Annotated in this window: 12 protein-coding genes; 10 read left to right on the forward strand and 2 right to left on the reverse strand. The window is 68.5% G+C overall.

The window, feature by feature from the left end; translation table 11 throughout:
• Window positions 1-146: 146 nt before the first annotated feature.
• On the reverse strand, window positions 147-1394 hold the full coding sequence (locus tag JF886_RS00165) for an ABC transporter substrate-binding protein (protein WP_337308387.1): 1248 nt from the start codon (window positions 1392-1394) through the stop codon (window positions 147-149).
• Between the two features lie 37 nt (window positions 1395-1431).
• Window positions 1432-2940, reverse strand: coding sequence for a glycosyltransferase (locus tag JF886_RS00170; RefSeq protein WP_337308389.1), 1509 nt, complete (start codon window positions 2938-2940; stop codon window positions 1432-1434).
• A 265-nt stretch (window positions 2941-3205) separates the two neighbouring features.
• On the opposite strand from JF886_RS00170, the gene JF886_RS00175 reads away from it, so the two are divergent.
• From JF886_RS00175 to JF886_RS00220, 10 genes are all read left to right on the forward strand, one after another.
• Window positions 3206-3985: an MlaE family ABC transporter permease gene (locus JF886_RS00175; protein ID WP_337308392.1), complete on the forward strand. Its 780-nt coding sequence runs from the start codon at window positions 3206-3208 to the stop codon at window positions 3983-3985.
• 8 nt (window positions 3986-3993) lie between these two features.
• Window positions 3994-4845, forward strand: a complete 852-nt coding sequence (locus JF886_RS00180; RefSeq protein WP_337308394.1) for an MlaE family ABC transporter permease — start codon at window positions 3994-3996, stop codon at window positions 4843-4845.
• A gap of 7 nt (window positions 4846-4852) precedes the next feature.
• Window positions 4853-5833 carry an ABC transporter ATP-binding protein gene (locus JF886_RS00185; RefSeq protein ID WP_337308396.1) on the forward strand — a complete coding sequence of 327 codons (981 nt, stop codon included), beginning with the start codon at window positions 4853-4855 and terminating at the stop codon, window positions 5831-5833.
• A 13-nt stretch (window positions 5834-5846) separates the two neighbouring features.
• Complete coding sequence (locus JF886_RS00190) at window positions 5847-6974, forward strand: MlaD family protein (protein ID WP_337308398.1); 1128 nt, start codon at window positions 5847-5849, stop codon at window positions 6972-6974.
• Window positions 6975-6976: 2 nt separating this feature from the next.
• Window positions 6977-8056, forward strand: coding sequence for an MlaD family protein (locus tag JF886_RS00195; protein ID WP_337308400.1), 1080 nt, complete (start codon window positions 6977-6979; stop codon window positions 8054-8056).
• Between the two features lie 2 nt (window positions 8057-8058).
• A complete protein-coding gene (locus JF886_RS00200; protein WP_337308403.1) occupies window positions 8059-9423 on the forward strand; it encodes an MlaD family protein in 1365 nt (454 codons plus the stop codon).
• Window positions 9420-10511 carry an MlaD family protein gene (locus JF886_RS00205; RefSeq protein ID WP_337308405.1) on the forward strand — a complete coding sequence of 364 codons (1092 nt, stop codon included), beginning with the start codon at window positions 9420-9422 and terminating at the stop codon, window positions 10509-10511. The genes JF886_RS00200 and JF886_RS00205 overlap by 4 nt, the downstream gene beginning before the upstream one ends.
• On the forward strand, window positions 10511-11884 hold the full coding sequence (locus JF886_RS00210; protein ID WP_337308411.1) for an MCE family protein: 1374 nt from the start codon (window positions 10511-10513) through the stop codon (window positions 11882-11884). The genes JF886_RS00205 and JF886_RS00210 overlap by 1 nt, the downstream gene beginning before the upstream one ends.
• On the forward strand, window positions 11881-13146 hold the full coding sequence (locus tag JF886_RS00215; protein WP_337308407.1) for an MlaD family protein: 1266 nt from the start codon (window positions 11881-11883) through the stop codon (window positions 13144-13146). The genes JF886_RS00210 and JF886_RS00215 overlap by 4 nt, the downstream gene beginning before the upstream one ends.
• A 124-nt stretch (window positions 13147-13270) precedes the next feature.
• A partial coding sequence (locus JF886_RS00220; RefSeq protein ID WP_337308409.1) for an MMPL family transporter occupies window positions 13271-16913 on the forward strand: 3643 nt, incomplete at its 3' end.

Raw genomic sequence — 16913 nt, forward strand, 5'->3', positions numbered from 1 at the left:
GGCCAGCAGCGCCGCGCTGAAGACGAGCGCGGCCGGCACGGAGGCGGCCGGGGCCGTGCCCCCGAGCACGAGTCGCGCGAGCGTGGCGCCGGCCACCGCGGCCATCAACGCGGGCGCGCGATTCATGCCCGCCGCGCGGGCGCTGATCACGCCGGCAGAGGTATGAGCTGCGGCGTCCCGGTGGCGTCCACCGGCGGCCATACGGTCACGCTGTGGCGCACCGCCTGCCACTGCCAGATCACCGCGGCGGCGCGCGTGTTCTGGCCGAGCATGGCCGGATCTGTGGAGAACTGCAGCCCGGCACCGTTGGGCAGGGATCCGCTCGGCATGTCGAGGGATCGCGCCGTGGACGCGATCGAGGCGGCGGTGAGCGCGCCGGCGCGGGGAAGCACGTCGTGGAACAGCGACCAGGCGGCGGTGAACCCAGCCAGGCCCTCTTCGGTCGGCGGTCCCCCGGTGACCTGCTGCCAGGCACGCGAGAAGCGCTCGTATGTGGCCCGAGCGGCAGATGTCAGGACCTCGGGGTTGAACCCCTGGGTGGGCCGGTCCGACGCGAACACGCCGATGGCGTCGCTGCCGAGCTCGAGCCCGAAGTCGGGGCCGCACTCCGCCATGGTCGAGCCGATCAGCGCACCGACGTGAAGGTGGGCGGCGAGCATGGCGCGGCGGAACGAGACGCCGTCGGTGATGTACGACGCCAGGATGAGCACGTTCGGCCGCGCCGCCTGCACCGCCGAGAGCACCGCGGGCCAGTTGGGCAGGTGGGCGTTGTAGGTGGTGTAGGAGACGACGTTCAAGCCCTGGCTGCGAGCCGAGCTCACCGCGTTGTCGGCGACGGAGTGGCCGTAGTCGTCGTTCTCGAGCACGACAGAAACCCGCGTGCCCCTCGGTGTCAGACCGAGCCGCGGGGCGAGCACCGTCGCGGTGAACGTCGCCGAGTTGGCGCCGAGATTGGCGCCACTGGCACCGACGCGGAAGACGTCGGGGAGCGCCCGGCCGGTGACGCGGTCGGCCACAGCACCCGCCTCCCAGTAGGTGATGCCGGCGGCCGACGCGGCTGCGCTCGCGGGCACGGACAGCGCCGACGAGTATGTGCCGATCACGACAGGAACTCCGTCGCCACGCAGGCTCTGCACCGCCGCGGTTGCGGCCGACGGGTCGTCGAGCTCGCGCGAGTCGAGCTGCACCTTGACCCCGCCGACGCCGCCATCCATGTTGACCATGTCGCGCGCGATCTCGACGCCCTGGTACTCCTGTTGCGCCAGCGTGGACTGCGGGCCGTTCAGAGGGAAGAGCGCGCCGACCCTGATGACCCTGCCCGCCGAGGTCGGCGCGGCGAGGACGCCGAGGAGGGTGGCGGCGAGCAGCACCGGCAGGAGGAGGCGTCGGAGCACCTCAGCATGATCGCCGACTGGCGGCCTGGTGGGGACGTCAGGCGTTGAGCGCGTCGGGTCGCAGCGACTGTGTGCGGTGGCGCCCGCCGCTGTTGTCAGCGATCAGGCCGCCGAGCGCCCGCGCCGCGGTCATCGCGGCGTCGAGCTGGTCGCCGTCGAACGGATGGCGGGCAACGCGTTCGCAGACGAGAACCGCGGCCACCTCATCGCCGTCCACGACCGGCACCATCAGGGTCGAGCGCACCTCGACGTTCGAGCGCCTCTGGGCGCGATGACCGGCAGCCTCGGTGAAGAGCGCCCCGCGACGCTGCTCGACGACGCGCTCGACGATGCCCGAGGGCAGCGCACCGGAGGTGGGTCCGGTCGCCGGCAGCAGGGTGGCGCGGCTGGCGCCGATCTCATCGGCAAGTCGCGTGAGTGCGGCCTGGATCCCTTGGCCCAAGGCCACCTCGCTCCAGAGACTGGGTCGGCGCCGCACCGCGGCGCGGTTGGCGACGCCGTTGAGCACCATCGCCACCACGGCTCCGCCGGCCGCCGCGAGAAGTGGCGCCCCCCCAAGTGATAGCAGGGCTGCGTAGGCGCCGAACATGGCCGCCCCGGAGAGGATGGCGCGCTCGAGGTACCGGGCGGTGCCCTCGCCCAGGCCGTGGCGCTGGTCGGCGAACGTCCAGACGCGATTGAGGACGGTATTCCACACCAGACTGGGCGGATAGGCGAGGAGGAAGGCGGCGAGGGCGGGCACGCGCGCGGTCCCGGTGAGGAGCGCGATCAGCGGCAGGAGGATGGCCAGGCCACTCAGCCCCACGAGCCCGAACTTCCAGGGCCGCGCCGACCCCTGCACCTCGAACACCAGGGAGCGGATGTGGGCGAGGAAGAGCAGGCCCTGGCGCAGGCTCGCCTTGCTGGTTCCACCGGCACGAGCGGCGAAGTCGAGGGGGACGTCGCGCACCCGCAGACCGGGCACGCAGACCAGCAGCTCGAGCAGGATCTTGAATCCCACCGGCCGGAACTCGATGCCGTCGATGACCCGGCGGCGGCAGAGGAAGAACCCGCTGAGGGGGTCGCTGCTCGCCCTAGCCTCGGTGAACAGGCCGCGGGCGACGGCCCCGGCGACGCGGCTGACCTGGCGGCGACCGGTGCCGCCCAGCCCCCGCCGGCTGCCGCCGCGGACGTACCTGCTGGCGACCACCACGTCGGCGCCCTCGCGGGCGGCGGCCAGCATCCCCGGGATGTCCTCGGGAGGGTGCTGGAGGTCGGCGTCCATGACGCAGACGAACTCGCCGCGGGTGCGGTGGATGCCGCTCACGACGGCCGTGCTGAGACCCCCGGTGCGGTCGCTGCCCTCACGGTGGAGGACGTCGATCCGGGCGTCGCCGGCGGCGGTCCTGGCGATGGCGGCGGGGGTCCCGTCGTCCGAGTCGTCGACGAAGAGGATCTCGTGGTCCACGCCCGCCAGGGCCGAGCTCAGCCGGGCCAGCAGCGGGCCGACGTTGGCCGCCTCATCGCGGGTGGGGACGACCACGCTGAGCAGAGGGGCGCGGGTCATGGCCCGAGAGTAGGGCGGGTCCGGGGCTGCTCCGGGTGGCGTGGTCGATCCGCCACGAGCCGTCACCGAACCGCAACCGCCAGCCTCCGCCCGAGTTCAGCGGCTGCAAGTTTTCGCGTTGCGGGGGCGTCTAACTATCGGGGGGCGACAAACGAGGCAAACAGGATCACCATATGGGTTCCTGATAGCGGCGACGTGAGGTTGGAGCGATGGCACGTTGGCGACGGCTTTTGGCCGCCCGCCGGCAGGGTGAGGTGAGGGTCCCGTGGTAGACCGCGGCAGGCGCGGGTTCACCACGCTGGGGGACCAAGCACTGCTGTTTGCCGCTGCCGTCCGGGGCGCTTTCCAGCGCCCCTTCTACGGCGCGGAGTTCCTCGAGCAGTGCCGCTTCATCCTCTTCTCCTGCGCGGTCCCCCTGGCTCTCACCGGCCTGGGCTGGGGCACCATCGTCGCGCTCGAGGCGGGCAACTTCTTCAAGCTGGCCTCTGCCGAATGGCGCATCGGCGGCTTCATGGTCCTGGCCAACGTCCGCGAGTTCGCCCCGGTGGCCACCGGTCTGATGGTGGCGGCTGTGTGCGGGACCGCGATCACCGCTGACCTCGGAGCACGCAAGGTGCGCGACGAGCTCGAGGCGATCAGCGTCATGGGCATCAGCAACGTGCTCTTCATCGTGGTGCCGCGCTTCCTCGCCCTGGCCCTGATGACGGCCCTCTACAACATCCCGATGATCATCTTCACCTGCTTCTCCGGGTACCTCGCGTCGGTCGCGCTGGTGGGAGTCAACAGCGGCGCCTTCATCAGCACCTTCTACACACAGGGGACCCTGCAGGACCTGTACGGCGGTGAGCTCAAGTGCGTGATTTTCGGGATGGTCATCGCCACGGTGTGCTGCTACAAGGGCATCACAGCGAAGGGAGGCGCCGAGGGGGTTGCTCGCGCCGTGCACCAGTCCGTGGTGGCGTGCTTCGTCAGCATCCAGATCATCGAGTACCTCTACACGCCAACCGTCCTCGCCCTCTTCCATTCCAACAACGTGCTGCGTTAGGAGACCACGTGGACATCGTTGCTGCCCCGAAGAAGCCACCGGCACCGCCGCAGAAGGTGGCGCGGCCGGTGCGCTTGTCCGGGGTGCGCAACGGAGTGGAAACCCTTGGCAAGGTGGTCAACTTCGCCGGCGGCGCCATCGGCCACATCCCCAAGTCGACGCGCTACATGCGCGAGGTCTGGTGGTACGCCGCGTTCCTGGCGATCGGGTCCACACCGATCGCGCTGGTGCTGACGTACTTCACCGGCAGCGAGTGCTCGATCGAGGCGTACTACTCGCTGTCCCAGATCGGCGCGCAGTCACTGGCCGGCGTGTTCAACGCCATCTGCGACACGCGCGAGATCACCCCGCTCTTCTTCGGGTTCGCGATCGGCGCCAAGGTGGGCTGCGGGCTGGTCGCCGAGCTCGGCACCATGCGCGTCAATGAGGAGATCGACGCCCTCGAGGTCATGGGCATCCCCTCGAAGATCTACCTGGTCAGCACGCGCATGCTGGCCTGCTTCATCGTGCTGCCCTTCATGTACATCCTGGCCCTGGCGGTCAGCTACCTGGGCTCCTACGTGGTGCAGATGGTCCAGGTCCCCAGCGGCACAATCTCGAGTGGCGTGTACTCCGACTACTTCTTCCGGTTCCTCAACGTCCAGGACCTGTTCTTCTCGATGATCAAAGCCGTCGTCTTCGCCTTCCTGATCGTCTGCGTGGCGGTGTACTACGGCTACAACGTCACCGGCGGTGCCGTCGGCATCGGCAAAGCGGTTGCCAAGACCATGTCTGTTGCGCTCGTGGTCACCGTCGTCGTTAATGCATTGCTAACCCAGATCTTCTGGGGCACCAACCCCAATCTCCCAATCGCCACCTGAGGTTAGAGTGTCCAAACCGCCCGCCACTGCGAAGACGAATTCCCCCGACCGGGCAACGGCCACGGCCCCCCCCCCGGCCCCGTCTTCGAGCACGGCACCGGCGCCGACGTCCCTCGCCGAGCCCTCCAGCAACGGTCACAAGAACGTCCCGGGGCAGAACCATCCCGCCTACAGCGACCTCAGCAAGCCGCTCGGGGAGAAGCCGGACACCCAGTCGCAGTCGACCTGGGACAAGGAGGCGGTCATCGAGCTGCGCAACGTCCACAAGGCGTTCGGGCAGTTCAAGGTGCTGGACGGGGTGACCTGCCGGATCCCCAAGGGCGAGATCAGCGTCTTGATGGGCCCGTCCGGGACGGGCAAGAGCGTCACCCTACGTCACATCGTGGGGCTGCTGCCCCCTGACAGCGGGGACATATTCGTGGCCGACCGGGACGTGCCGATGCTCAACGAGGACGAGCTGCTCGAGCTGCGCCGGGGGATCGGCATGCTCTTTCAGGACGGGGCCCTGTTCAGCTCGATGAGCCTCTACGACAACGTCGCCTTCCCGCTGCGCCAGCACACCAAGAAGAGCGAGGGGGAGATCCGCGAGATCGTCATGGACCGGCTCACCGAGGTGGGCATGGCGGGCGCCGAGAAGCGCATGCCCAACGAGCTCAGCGGGGGCATGCGCAAGCGCGCCGGGTTCGCTCGAGCCCTGGTGATGGAGCCCAAGATCCTGCTGTTCGACGAGCCCGATTCGGGGCTGGACCCGGTCCGCACCACCCTGCTGTGCGACCTCATTCGCGAGATCAGCGCCAAGTACAACGCGACCTCGATCGTGGTCAGCCACGACGTCGGCGCCGTCCGCCGCTTCGCGGACAACATTGGCATCCTCTACAAGGGGAAGATGCGACACTTCGGCAACAAGAAGGAGATCGAGGAATCGGACGACGAGTTCGTCCATCAATTCTTCAACGCCTCTGGTGAGGGGCCTCTGGGGATGGACTGACAGGAAGGTGAGCGTGTCCAAGTCGACGATCGCGGGAATCGCAGTCGCCGCCGTCCTCGTGGGAGGAGCAGGCTTCGCGATCACGTCGCCGCGCGCCCTGGGCACGAAGTATCACCAGTTCCAGATCACCTTCCCCACCGGGGACGGCCTCGTCGCAGGCAGCGACGTGCTCGAGGCCGGCTCGAAGATCGGCACCATCAGCGACATCCAGCCAACCCAGGACAACAGCGCCCTGGTGACCGTGCAGATCACCGAGGAGCACTGGCCCCTGCACAAGGGGCTCACAGCCGATATCCGGCCCAAGTCGCTGCTCGGCGAGAAGTACGTCGACATCCATGACGGCAGCACCAGCAAGCCGGCGTTCGACGCCAGCACGGTCCTTCACGAGAACCAGCAGGCCGTCCCGGTGGAGCTCGACCAGTTCATCAACAGCCTCGACGCGCCCACCCGCAACGCTGCCCGCGTCCTGCTCAACGACCTCGGCGCTGGTGTCGCGGGCCGTGGCCAGAGCCTCAACGAGGCCATCGCCGCCGGCAAGTCGAACCTCGCCAACCTCGCGGTCTTCGGCACCACGCTCAACAACCGTGACCCCGACCTCGACCGCATCCTGGTGGGTCTCGACGGCGTGCTGAGCAAGATCACCACGAGTGACCAGCTCGGCCAGCTGAGCCAGCTCATCACCAACGGCCAGAAGACGCTCAACGCCATCGAGACGCAGCAGACCGCGTTCAGCCGGCAGTTCGTCGACGCGCAGACGGCGCTCGGCGAGCTCAACACCGCCATCGACAGCGCGGTGCCGTCCCTGCGCACCACCCTCAACATTGCGCCTCAACTCCTCCAGGCGACGAGCCAGGAGGCCAACCTGCTCGCCTTCCTCGGCTCGAAGGCCAACAACCACACCGTGCTGAGTGCGCTCGACCAGGGGCTCATCCAGGGACCGAGCACCACCGGTGGCGCGATCGAGACCACCAACGGCGGCAACCCGCAGCCGATCTTCCGCATCTGCCTGGTCAACCCGAACATGGGCGGTTCCTCGTGCGTCGGCAGCGGCTACTCGTCGCCCGGCGCGTACGCGACTCCGGCATCCTTCGACGCTGGCCAGAGCGACATGAACGTGCTCGCCGCCTGGATGGGAGCCTAGCGATGCGCAGCCGCTGGAACCTGCCGATCTGGTTGCTCTATGCGGGCTTCTGCCTGCTCGTGCTCGGGTTCATCGTCCGCGGGCTGGAGTTCGGCGTGCCGTGGAGCCACCCGTACCAGGTCACGGCCGCGTTCTCGGACGCGGGCAGCATCCTCGCCAACAACGAGGTGTTCATGAACGGCACCAAGGTCGGCTATGTCAAGGCGGTGAGCGTCAGCGGCGGCCAGGCGAAGGTGCAGATGATCCTCGACAACAAGAGCGGTGTGCCTCTGCACCCCGATGCCACCGCCCAGGTCCGCAAGAAGAATCTGCTCGGCGAGACGTACATCGACCTCACCCGCGGCACCGGACCGGGCCAGATCCAGTCGGGCGGGGTCATCCCGGTGGAGCACACCGTGCCGATCACCGAGATCGACCAGGTGCTGGCGATCTTCGACCCCGCCACGGTGCAGCGCGTCCGGCTGCTCATCAACGCGCTCGGTGAGGGGACCACCAACAACGGCGACCGGATGAACAGCTCGGCAAGCTCGCTCAACACCCTGGTCACGGTGCTGAACGGTCCGGCCGTCGAGCTTTCGGCTCGCAAGCAGCAGGTCACCGATATCGTGCTCGAGCTGCAGAAGTTCTACGACGTGCTTGCCAAGCAACGTGAGCAGGTGCGCCAGGAGTTCGGGACCTGGGCCGCCGTGATGGGTCAGCTCGCCGCCCAGGAACAATCGATCGGCGGGACTCTGCAGCAGGCGGACACACTCCTGCAGAACCTCGACCTGCTCGTCACCGGCGAGGGCGGCAACCTGCGCGCCACGCTGACCCAGCTGCCCGGGACTCTCACCCAGCTGAACTCCTTCCTCGACCAGAGCACGGGCATCCTGGGCAACCTAGTCCATTACCGCACCGCCATCCACGATGTCTTCCCCCACCTGGGCAGCTCCTTCTTCGACACCGACCCCAACAACAACAACCAGCACTTCTGGTCGGTGTTCTCAGTGAACTGCGCCAGCAACTGCACCAGCACCGCGTCGCAGACCACCCCAAATTCCAGCGCCCCCAACGCCAGCTGGGCCGCGGCGATGGGAGGCTGACGGTGGACCGCAAGCGCGTGTACCTGAACGGCGGGATCCTCGCCGTGTTCGCAGTCTTCTGCGCGCTCGTCCTCGAGTTCCTGGCGATCAACATCGGCCAGCCCAACCCGCTGGCCTCCAATTACTCACTGCACGCGGTGTTCCGCGATGCCGACGGCATTCCCACCGCCGCCGACGTCCGGGTCAGCGGCGTCGGCGTCGGCAAGGTCACCGCGATCTCACACGATCCCAGGAGCCCGGGCTTCAGCGTGGTCACCATCCAGATCAGCGACACGCACTCGGTCCCGGTGTACAGCAACGGCTTCGCCAAGGTTCGGCCCAAGACCCTGCTTGGCGAGAAGTACGTGGACCTCACGGTAGGCTCCAGCGCGAGCGGGGAAGCGATCGCCACCGGTGGCTACCTGCCGGTGGCCGAGACCGGCAAGGACGTGTCCAACGACGAGATCTTCAACTCGTTCGACGCCACCACCCGTGCCCAGCAGCAGCAGGTGCTTGCGGCGCTCGACAGCGCCACCAAGGGGCGCGCCGGCGACATCCAGGCGATCCTGCCCCAGCTCCAGCAGGTGGTCGCCAACCTCACCCCGGTGGCGCGGGTGTACGAGAAAGACCAGCCGCAGACCGACCAGATCTTCGTGCAGCTCAACACCATCATGCAGGCGCTCGCCGACGAGCACACCCAGCTCGCCGGCTTCCTGGCGAACGGCAACGTCGCCCTCGGGGCGATCGCCCAGAAGGACCAGGCGCTGGTGTCCACGCTCCAAGAGGCGAGCAACGTCGCCACCGAGCTCAACACGGCGATGAACCCGACCATCGCCCAGCAGCGCCAGGCTCTTGATGAGCTCGCGTCGACGCTTGCGTCCGAGAACAACCTCCTCTTCGACATCGTCGGGCCCAAGTGCAACGGCCACCCGTGTGGGATCGACACCGTCATCGCCGGTACCCTCAACGGCCAGGTGGCATACCCAAACGACCAGCTCAACGTCACGTCTCCCAACGGCGAAGGCGTCACCGGCCGTTGGGATTCGATGTTCTCCGAACCCGGTCCAGCCGGCCCGGTCGCCGGGCAGACGTCCACGGGCGCCAGCACATGCAGCAATCCCACCGTGCCGACGCCCAACATCCCGGCCAAGGCGTCAGGCACCTGCACGCTGAACATCGTTCTCTCCTTCCACTGCGACACGATCGCGCAGACCCTGGCCGGCTTCCTCGCCCAGCTCCCGACCACAGGTCCGGTCACACAGGCAACGATCCAGGCGGCGTGCCAGGCCGCCACCGGACATACCTTCCCCGCCCTGCCCGTCTCGACGTCGGGTCCCTCGGTGCCGGGGATGAACACGACGGCATACCTCGCGGGGCTGTTCGGATGATGGTGCGCATCGTCCGCCTGTTCGCGTCGTCGAAGGCTCTCTTCGCCGCTGCCGTGGTCAGCGGTGCTGTGGCGGGGCTTGGCCTCTCCTTCGGCGGCTCGTCGCACACTGCAGTGGCGGATTTCAGCAACGTCAACGGCCTGACCGGCGGCAACGAGGTGCGCATCGGAGGCATCGAGGTGGGCACCGTCCAGTCGCTGGATGTGATGGTCGATTCGCAGGCTGGAAAACAGGCGGCGCGGGTGACCTTCACGGTCGACAACGCACACTGGCCGCTGCGCCAGGGAACCAGCGTGGCCGTCCGGCCCAAGGGCGTCCTGAGCAACGTGTACGTGGACGTCGAACCAGGTTCTCCGAGCGCACCATCGCTGGGGGACACCCCACGGTTCGACATCAACCACACCAGCAGCCCCGTCAACCTCGACGAGCTCTCCAACGTCTTCGACCCGAGCGTGCGCACCTCGATCCGCACCCAGCTGCAGGAGGGAGTCATCGTTTTCGGGGGAACCGGGATCGGCGACTTCAACCAGACCATCGCCAACGCCAACCCACTGACCGCCTCAGCCATACCGATCACCTCGGTCCTCGGTCAGCGCACTCCCGAGCTGGACCGGCTCAACTTCGAGTTCGACAAGATCAGCGGCGATCTCGCCCGCGAGGATGCCAACCTGCGCGGGCTGCTCGTCAACGGCGAGCAGTTTCTGGGTGTCCTCGCCAGCCACCAGGTGTCGCTGCAGGGCACCCTGGTGCATGCGGCCGGGACGCTGAGCTCGATCGACCAGGGCCTGCAGGGCGAACAGAACAATCTCACCGCGATTTTCCAGAAGGGCCCCAATGCGCTCAACCAGGCCAAGACCTCGGCTGACCTGCTCGCCCCGTTGATCTCCAGGGTGGACCCCTACATCGCGGACCTTGACATCCTGCTGCACGAGTTCCTCACCGCCACCGGTTACACCCAGACCCTGCCGCCGACCAACAACGCGTATGGGGGTCTGCTCGACATGCTCCGCGTCGACGGGTCGCTGCCGCCGACCAGCAAGACCGCGAAGGCGTGCGGCGGCACGCCCTACAACCCGGGGCCGTGCTGATGAGCGGAACCGGACGGCGCGGAGGCTTCAACCCGCTGATCGCCGGCTTCATCGCAAGCGCCGTGATCGTCCTCCTCCTCGGCACGCTGGTGAAGATCAACCTCGACCTCGCCGCGCCGTGGGCGTCGACCCACACCATGACGGCGCAGGTCACTGATGTCGACGGGATCAGCTCCGGCAGTGACGTGCGCATCGCCGGTCGCGCCGTCGGACAGGTGACCTCGGTCACCGCCCAGGGCAACTACAGCACCGTCACGTTCCACCTCGACAACAGCAACTGGCCGCTTCCCGGCGACACGTCCGCCTCGATCCGCCTGGCAACGCTGCTCGGCCAGAAGTACCTTCAGCTCAGCCCGGGTTCCGACTGGGCGCACACGTTCTCCGACAACGCGGTCATCGCGCTAAAGGCAACCAAGCCGGTCGTTGACTTCGACCAGATCCTCAACACCTTCAACAAGCCGACCCGTGACGCGCTGACGAGCCTGGTCCGCACCGCCGCCACTGCAGTCAAGGGCCAGGAGGGCACGCTGCAGCAGCTCATTCCCGACCTGCGTGACCTCTCCGTTCACAGCGTCGCGCCTACCGGCGAGCTGGTCAAACGCAACGCGGACATCAACAACATCCTCGTCAACCTCGGCACCACCGCCGACCAGCTCAACCAGAGCGGCAACGACCTCGTCGGTGTGATCGACAACATGAACACGATCACCGGGGCTTTGGCCAGCAACCAGGGAGCGCTTGAGGGCTACATCGCCAACACGGACGCGCTCAACCTGAACACCAACGCGGTGCTCAGTGGGGGAAAGGACGCGGCTTTCAACGCCGGCCTCAAGCTGCTTGCGCCCTTCACCACGCAGCTCGACCAGCTGATGACGACGCTCGTTCCGGAGACTTTCCACTTCGCCACCGACACGAGCCCGTCCACCCACCAGCACATCTACCAGGACGCACTCAACCTCGTCTTCGAGATCGGCCCGGCGACGGCCCAGAGTGACAGGTCCGGGTTCTTCCTCCGCCAGTACGCCAACGGCGTGGACCCGTGCGGGCTGATCGGGCCCACCTGCGTGGCCACCACCCTGCCGGTGGCCCCGCCCATACCGGGTGGCACCGGCGGCCTGCCCTGCCTGCCCCCGCTTCCGTGCATCACGCTGCCGAGCGGCCCGGGCCTGCCCGCCCTGAACCTGCCCGTGCGCCCCTCCCTGCCGGCGATCCCGACACTGCCAGCGGTCCCGACGCTGCCGCCGATCCTGGCCACCCCGACACCCCTTCCCACCCCCACTGCCCTGCCGCTCCCGTGCGTGCCGGGCATCACCTGCGGCCAGCAGGCCAGCTACGAGACCGCCACGCCGCTGGCGCGATGGGGCTGGCTGTGAGACGGCAGCCGCGGGTCAACCCGTTCTGGAGCGGCCTCGTCGCCGCCGTCGTGCTGGTCGTGGCGATGGTGGGGGTGGTGGTCGGAGGCATTCCCGGCGGCCCGGCGATCTCGCTGCCGTGGAACCACACGATGGTCCTGCACGTCCAGCTGGCCAACGCGGACGGCCTCGCTCCCCATGCCAGCGTCGACGTGGCCGGTGTCAAGGTCGGCGAGGTGCACGACGTGACCTCGCACGGTGACATCGCCCTGGCCACGCTGAACATCGATCCCCAGTACAGCGACATCCGCAGCGACGCACAGGTCCTGCTCCGGCCGCACGGCCTCTTCGGTCCCAAGTACATCGAGATCACCCCGGGGAGCAACTCCGGCCAGTTACTCGCCGATGGCGCCACCATCAACGTGCGCAACACTGTGCAGCCGGTCGACCTCGACCAGGTGCTCCAGGCGCTGCAGGCCCCCGAAGCTCAGAACCTGCGCACCGCCATCGTCGAGCTGGGCAAGGCCGCGGCCGGCAAGGGCGACGACGTCAACCACCTGCTGGGAGCCGCCAAGACGCTGACCCAGACGCTGCAGACCCCGTTGCTCACCCTGGACCACGTGTCCACCAACTTCAACGACTTCATCATCCAGAACGAGGCCTTCAACGCCAGCTTCGCGCAGACGCCGCTCGACCAGCTGGTGGCCAGCAGCAACACAACGCTGGCCGCGTTCGCCGCCAACTCGGCGCACCTCGGCTCGCTGCTCGACCACGCCGACAGCACCCTCACGACGCTGGACACCGCGCTCAACGGCCAGGGCTCGAACATCAAGCAAACCATCGACCTGCTCGGCAAGCCCGGCGGCACCATCGACAAGCTGAACACCTTCAACGGTCTCATCAGCCTGTTCGCGGCCAACCTCACCGGCAAAGAGGCGGCCCCGGGACAGAAGCCGAGCGACGTCACCCAGGGCATCATCGCCGCCATCGAGAACATCAAGTCCGCCTTCTCGTCGTACGACTGCTCGACCACTGTCGCCAGCCTGAGCCAGTGCCCCCAACAGAGCAGGGCCTACTACCTGCGCGTACAGGTGTTCAACCTGGCCGGCATCTCACAAGCGCTCCAGACCCTGTGCACGCTGCCGATCCCGCCGCTCCCCGGCATCATCCCGCTTCCCGCGCTTCCCATTCCCTGCTCGCCGGTCGCCAGCTCCAGCAGCCGGCCGGGCCAGGACGTCGTCGCCGGGGAGTACACCAACCTGGGCGCGTTGATCCGCTCCTGACCGCGGGCAGCTACGTGCCTCCACGCATCTGGCGCCCGCACATTTCCGCCCTCCCAGTACATCATGGCGCCGTTCGTGCCCGCCGATGGCCGCCCGCTAGACAGTTCCGCTGAACGGAGGCAGAGTGCTGCGACGAGTCGCCGGACCCACGGCGCGCCATCCGCTGATGGTCCTGCTCATCGCGCTGCTCGTCTGCGCCGGCCTGGCCACCGGCTTCGTGCGCTACAGCGTCGACGCCGGCCAATCGCTGCTGGTGGGCAGCAGTTCCACCGCGGGCCAGGCGAACAAGGCGTTCACGCAGAGCTTCGGCACCGATCCCATCGTCGTGGTGCTGACAGCCGGCAATCCCACGGCCCCCTACCTCGAGAGGAATCTACAACGCCTCACCGCGCTCGAGCAGGACCTCGCCCACGACCCGCGGGTCGCGCAGGTCCTCGGTCCGGGCACCGTCGCCAATTCGGCGCTGTCAGCCACGACGGCTGAGGTCAGCAAGGTCCTCACCGAGTACCCCACCTTCGTCGCGGAGACGGCATACATCGACGCCCGCCAGAAGGGCCAAACGGACGCCACAACGCTGCGGACGCAGTTCCAGACCAACGTCACCAGTGCAACGCAGCTACTCGAGCTCTACGTCGCTCGAGCCGCTGCCGACGCGCATCAGGCGCGCCAGACCTACTCCCAGAAGGCGATCCCCCCCGGGAACAGGCTCCTCGACACCCAGGAGAAGGCAGCCGAGGCCGCGGTGGTCAACGACCCGCTGCCGCCGCTGTTCGCCGAATACCTGGCAGGTCCCGGCAACGCTGTCGACGCCGCGTCCGCACGGATCTTCTTTGACAGGCTGACCGCTGCCTTCGGCGACTGCGACAGCTCCATCGCCCAGCTCCTCGGCATCAACCCCACCTGCCAGATCTACCTTGCCCGGATCCTGCTCGACCTCCCCAACTGCCCAACCGAGGGCAGCGTCCAGGCGGCAGGGGCCAGGGGGCAGGAAGTGTTCTGCAACCCCAAGACTGCCTGGGCGGCGGTGCTGCCCACGCCGGCCACCAATGCCAACGGCGCGATCGTTGCCCGTGAGGTCATCACCGTCAGGCTGACCACGGCGGCAGCCGCGGATCGAGCGGCAGTCCTGGCGATGCGCCAGAAAATTAGCGACCTGCTGTCCACCGGCATCGCATCCGACGCGTTCACCAGGGGTTTCTCCGCGGCGCAGTTCACCCAGCTCAAGCAGCTGGGTCCGCTGGCCCCCTCGGATTGCGGCGGAGTGGGCCAGCAGCAGAACGCCAGCTGCTACGCGAAGTACCACGACCACGCGTTTCATTTCCTCATCGCGGGCGCACCGCTGCTGACCTACGGCGTCGTCGACTCGATGAGCACGACGCTGCTCGTGCTGCTGCCGGTTGTGATGGCGCTCATGGCGATCCTCCTCGTAGTGACGTTCCGGGTGCGGGGGCGTCTCTGGCCGCTGCTGGCGGCGGCGGGCGCCGTTGGAGCGACAGTGGGGGTCTCGCTGTGGCTGGGCATTCCCATCACACCGGCGGTGCTCGCCGGCGTGCCCGTGCTCGTGGGCCTCGCCGTCGACTACGCCGTGCAGCTGGTGGCGCGCTACGACGAGGCGCGCGGACTCGGTGCCGCCCGTGACGGCGCGATCGAGGAGGCCATGCTGCGCAGCGGACCGGCGACGTTCACAGCCGCGGTCGCGACGCTGGCGGGTTTCGGAACGCTGCTGATCTTCGCGGGCATCGACGCCGGTCCTCTTGTCGCGATCCCGCTGGTCGCCGAGTTCGCGCTCGTGCTCTTTGCGGGCGTCATCGTTTCCTGGCTAGCGGCGCTGTTCATCGCGCTGCCCGCCGCGGCACTGTGGGGCCGGCGGGGGCGCGCCACATCGGCCCGGCCAGCCACGCCCGTCAAGGCCGAGCGCACCCTGGGCATCGCCAGCGCGTGGCGCGGCGCCGTGGTGCCGGCGGTGATCGTGGCCTTGATCGGTTGGGTGCTGCTGCCGCGCGTGCCTGTGCAGACGCAGGTCGACCAGCTGCTGGCGTCATCGCTTCCGCAGCTGCAGGATGTCAACACGGTCCGCGACCAGACGGGCTACGGGAACGAGGTTGACATCTATCTCAAGGGGCAGGTCGCCGGCCCGTACAACCAGCCCGGCACCCCGGCGAACGTGACCTGGCAGTGCCAGGTCTCGCAGGGCATTCGCAGCCTCCACGCCGACCAGGTCGCGCTGGCGACGTCTATCGCTGACTTCTTCATCGCTGCATCGTCGTCGGCCAGCGCGTCAACCAGCGCGCCGTGCGTCTCGGCCCCCGCGGGCACGAGTGGCGGGACCAGCCCCTCCCCGGGAGCGACCCTGAGCCCGGCGCCGTCGGCGAGCGCCGCACCGTCTGCGTCGGCGAGCGCGTCGGCGTCGCCCGCGGCATTCCATGACACGGGCACGCGCATCGAGCTCGCCGCCACCGCGGTGGCCAGCCAGACGGCCGCTGCCTCGGCGCTACCGAATGCGCCGTCCGCTTCGGCGTCGCCATCAGCCAGCGGGTCGACGAGCGCGACACCGGCGCCGAGCACTGTCGCTCCCAGGCAGACGAAGACGCAGACCGCCTTCCTCTGCGACCTGCGGCTGCTGCCGTCACTGTCGCGCAACCTCGTCCAGGACATCCCCACCAGCACGCAGTCGTGCCCGGCGATCGACAAGTACCTCAACACGTGGCTGACCGCCGACAACACGCCGATCGATCCCACGTCGGCGCGCATCGTCGTCGGCGTCCAGGGAACGTCGATCGCCGATGAGGCGCGGCTCATCGACAGCATTCGCAACGAGGTGGCCACTCCGCCGCACGGGATCACGGCTGCACCGGCCGGGATCGCCGCTCTCGCGGCGCAGGCGTACGACAACATCGTCGCCCGCAGCCTATGGCTCAACCTGCTGCCGCTGCTCGTCGTGTTCCTCGCACTGCTCGCGGTGGAGCGCAACCTGCGCCGTGCCGCACTGCCGCTGCTGCCGACCGCAATCGCCGCGGGATGGGCGCCGCTGATCCTGCTGCTGCTCGGCCTCCTGCCGGGCAACCTCGGCAAGACGCTCGGCTCGTTCAACCCGCTCACCGTCGTGCTGGGCGCGCTGGTGATCGCACTGGCTACGGAGTTCGGCGTGGTGCTGCTGCGTCGCTTCGATGAGGAGTGTGCCAAGGGGATGCATCCGGACGAGGCGGCTGCTGCAGCGCTGGCGGTGACCGGCAAGGCGATCCGCGTCTCGGCGCTCACCCTTGGCGCCGGCTTCGCGGTGCTCGCGCTCAGCGCCGTGCTCCCCGGCGGCCTGCCGCTGCTCGGAGCGTTCGGGCTCACCGTGCTGATCGACCTCGGCCTCGCGGTTGCGGCTGTGTTCGGCATCATGCTGCCGGTCGCCGTGGCCATCGAACGCTCGCGTTGGGACCCGCAGAGCGCGGTCGCTGTGTCCGTGGCGGCACCCGCCGCCCCCGCTCGATCGCGCCCCCGCCCCGCCCCTGCGAGTGAGTCGATCACCCCGCCCCGGCCCTCGGCACCACGCCCGGAGACCGAGGCCGACCGGCGCCGCCGCGGCACCGCCTCCAACAGTGAACCCAAGGCGCCGGCACGCGATGCGTCCAGCGAGCCCACGCCGACCCGCGCCAGTCCCGGAGGGTCGCGGCGCCGCGGCGTCAGTGGCCGCAGGCCTGCCGCGTCGTCGCACTCGGAGCACACGGCGGCCTCCGAGGAGACGCCGCCGAAGCCGCCGCGCCGGCCCGGTGTCAGCG

Origin of the sequence: Candidatus Aeolococcus gillhamiae (genome assembly GCF_016464765.1) — a bacterium.
In the GTDB taxonomy this organism is placed as follows: Bacteria; Chloroflexota; Dormibacteria; order Aeolococcales; family Aeolococcaceae; genus Aeolococcus; species Aeolococcus gillhamiae.

What these genes read in the sequence shown, in the direction of transcription:
- JF886_RS00170 (WP_337308389.1), bottom strand. Translation starts at nt 2,940, where the DNA reads ATGACCCGCGCCCCTCTGCTCAGCGTGGTCGTCCCCACCCGCGATGAG.
- JF886_RS00195 (WP_337308400.1), top strand. Translation starts at nt 6,977, where the DNA reads ATGCGCAGCCGCTGGAACCTGCCGATCTGGTTGCTCTATGCGGGCTTC.
- JF886_RS00205 (WP_337308405.1), top strand. Translation starts at nt 9,420, where the DNA reads ATGATGGTGCGCATCGTCCGCCTGTTCGCGTCGTCGAAGGCTCTCTTC.
- JF886_RS00210 (WP_337308411.1), top strand. Translation starts at nt 10,511, where the DNA reads ATGAGCGGAACCGGACGGCGCGGAGGCTTCAACCCGCTGATCGCCGGC.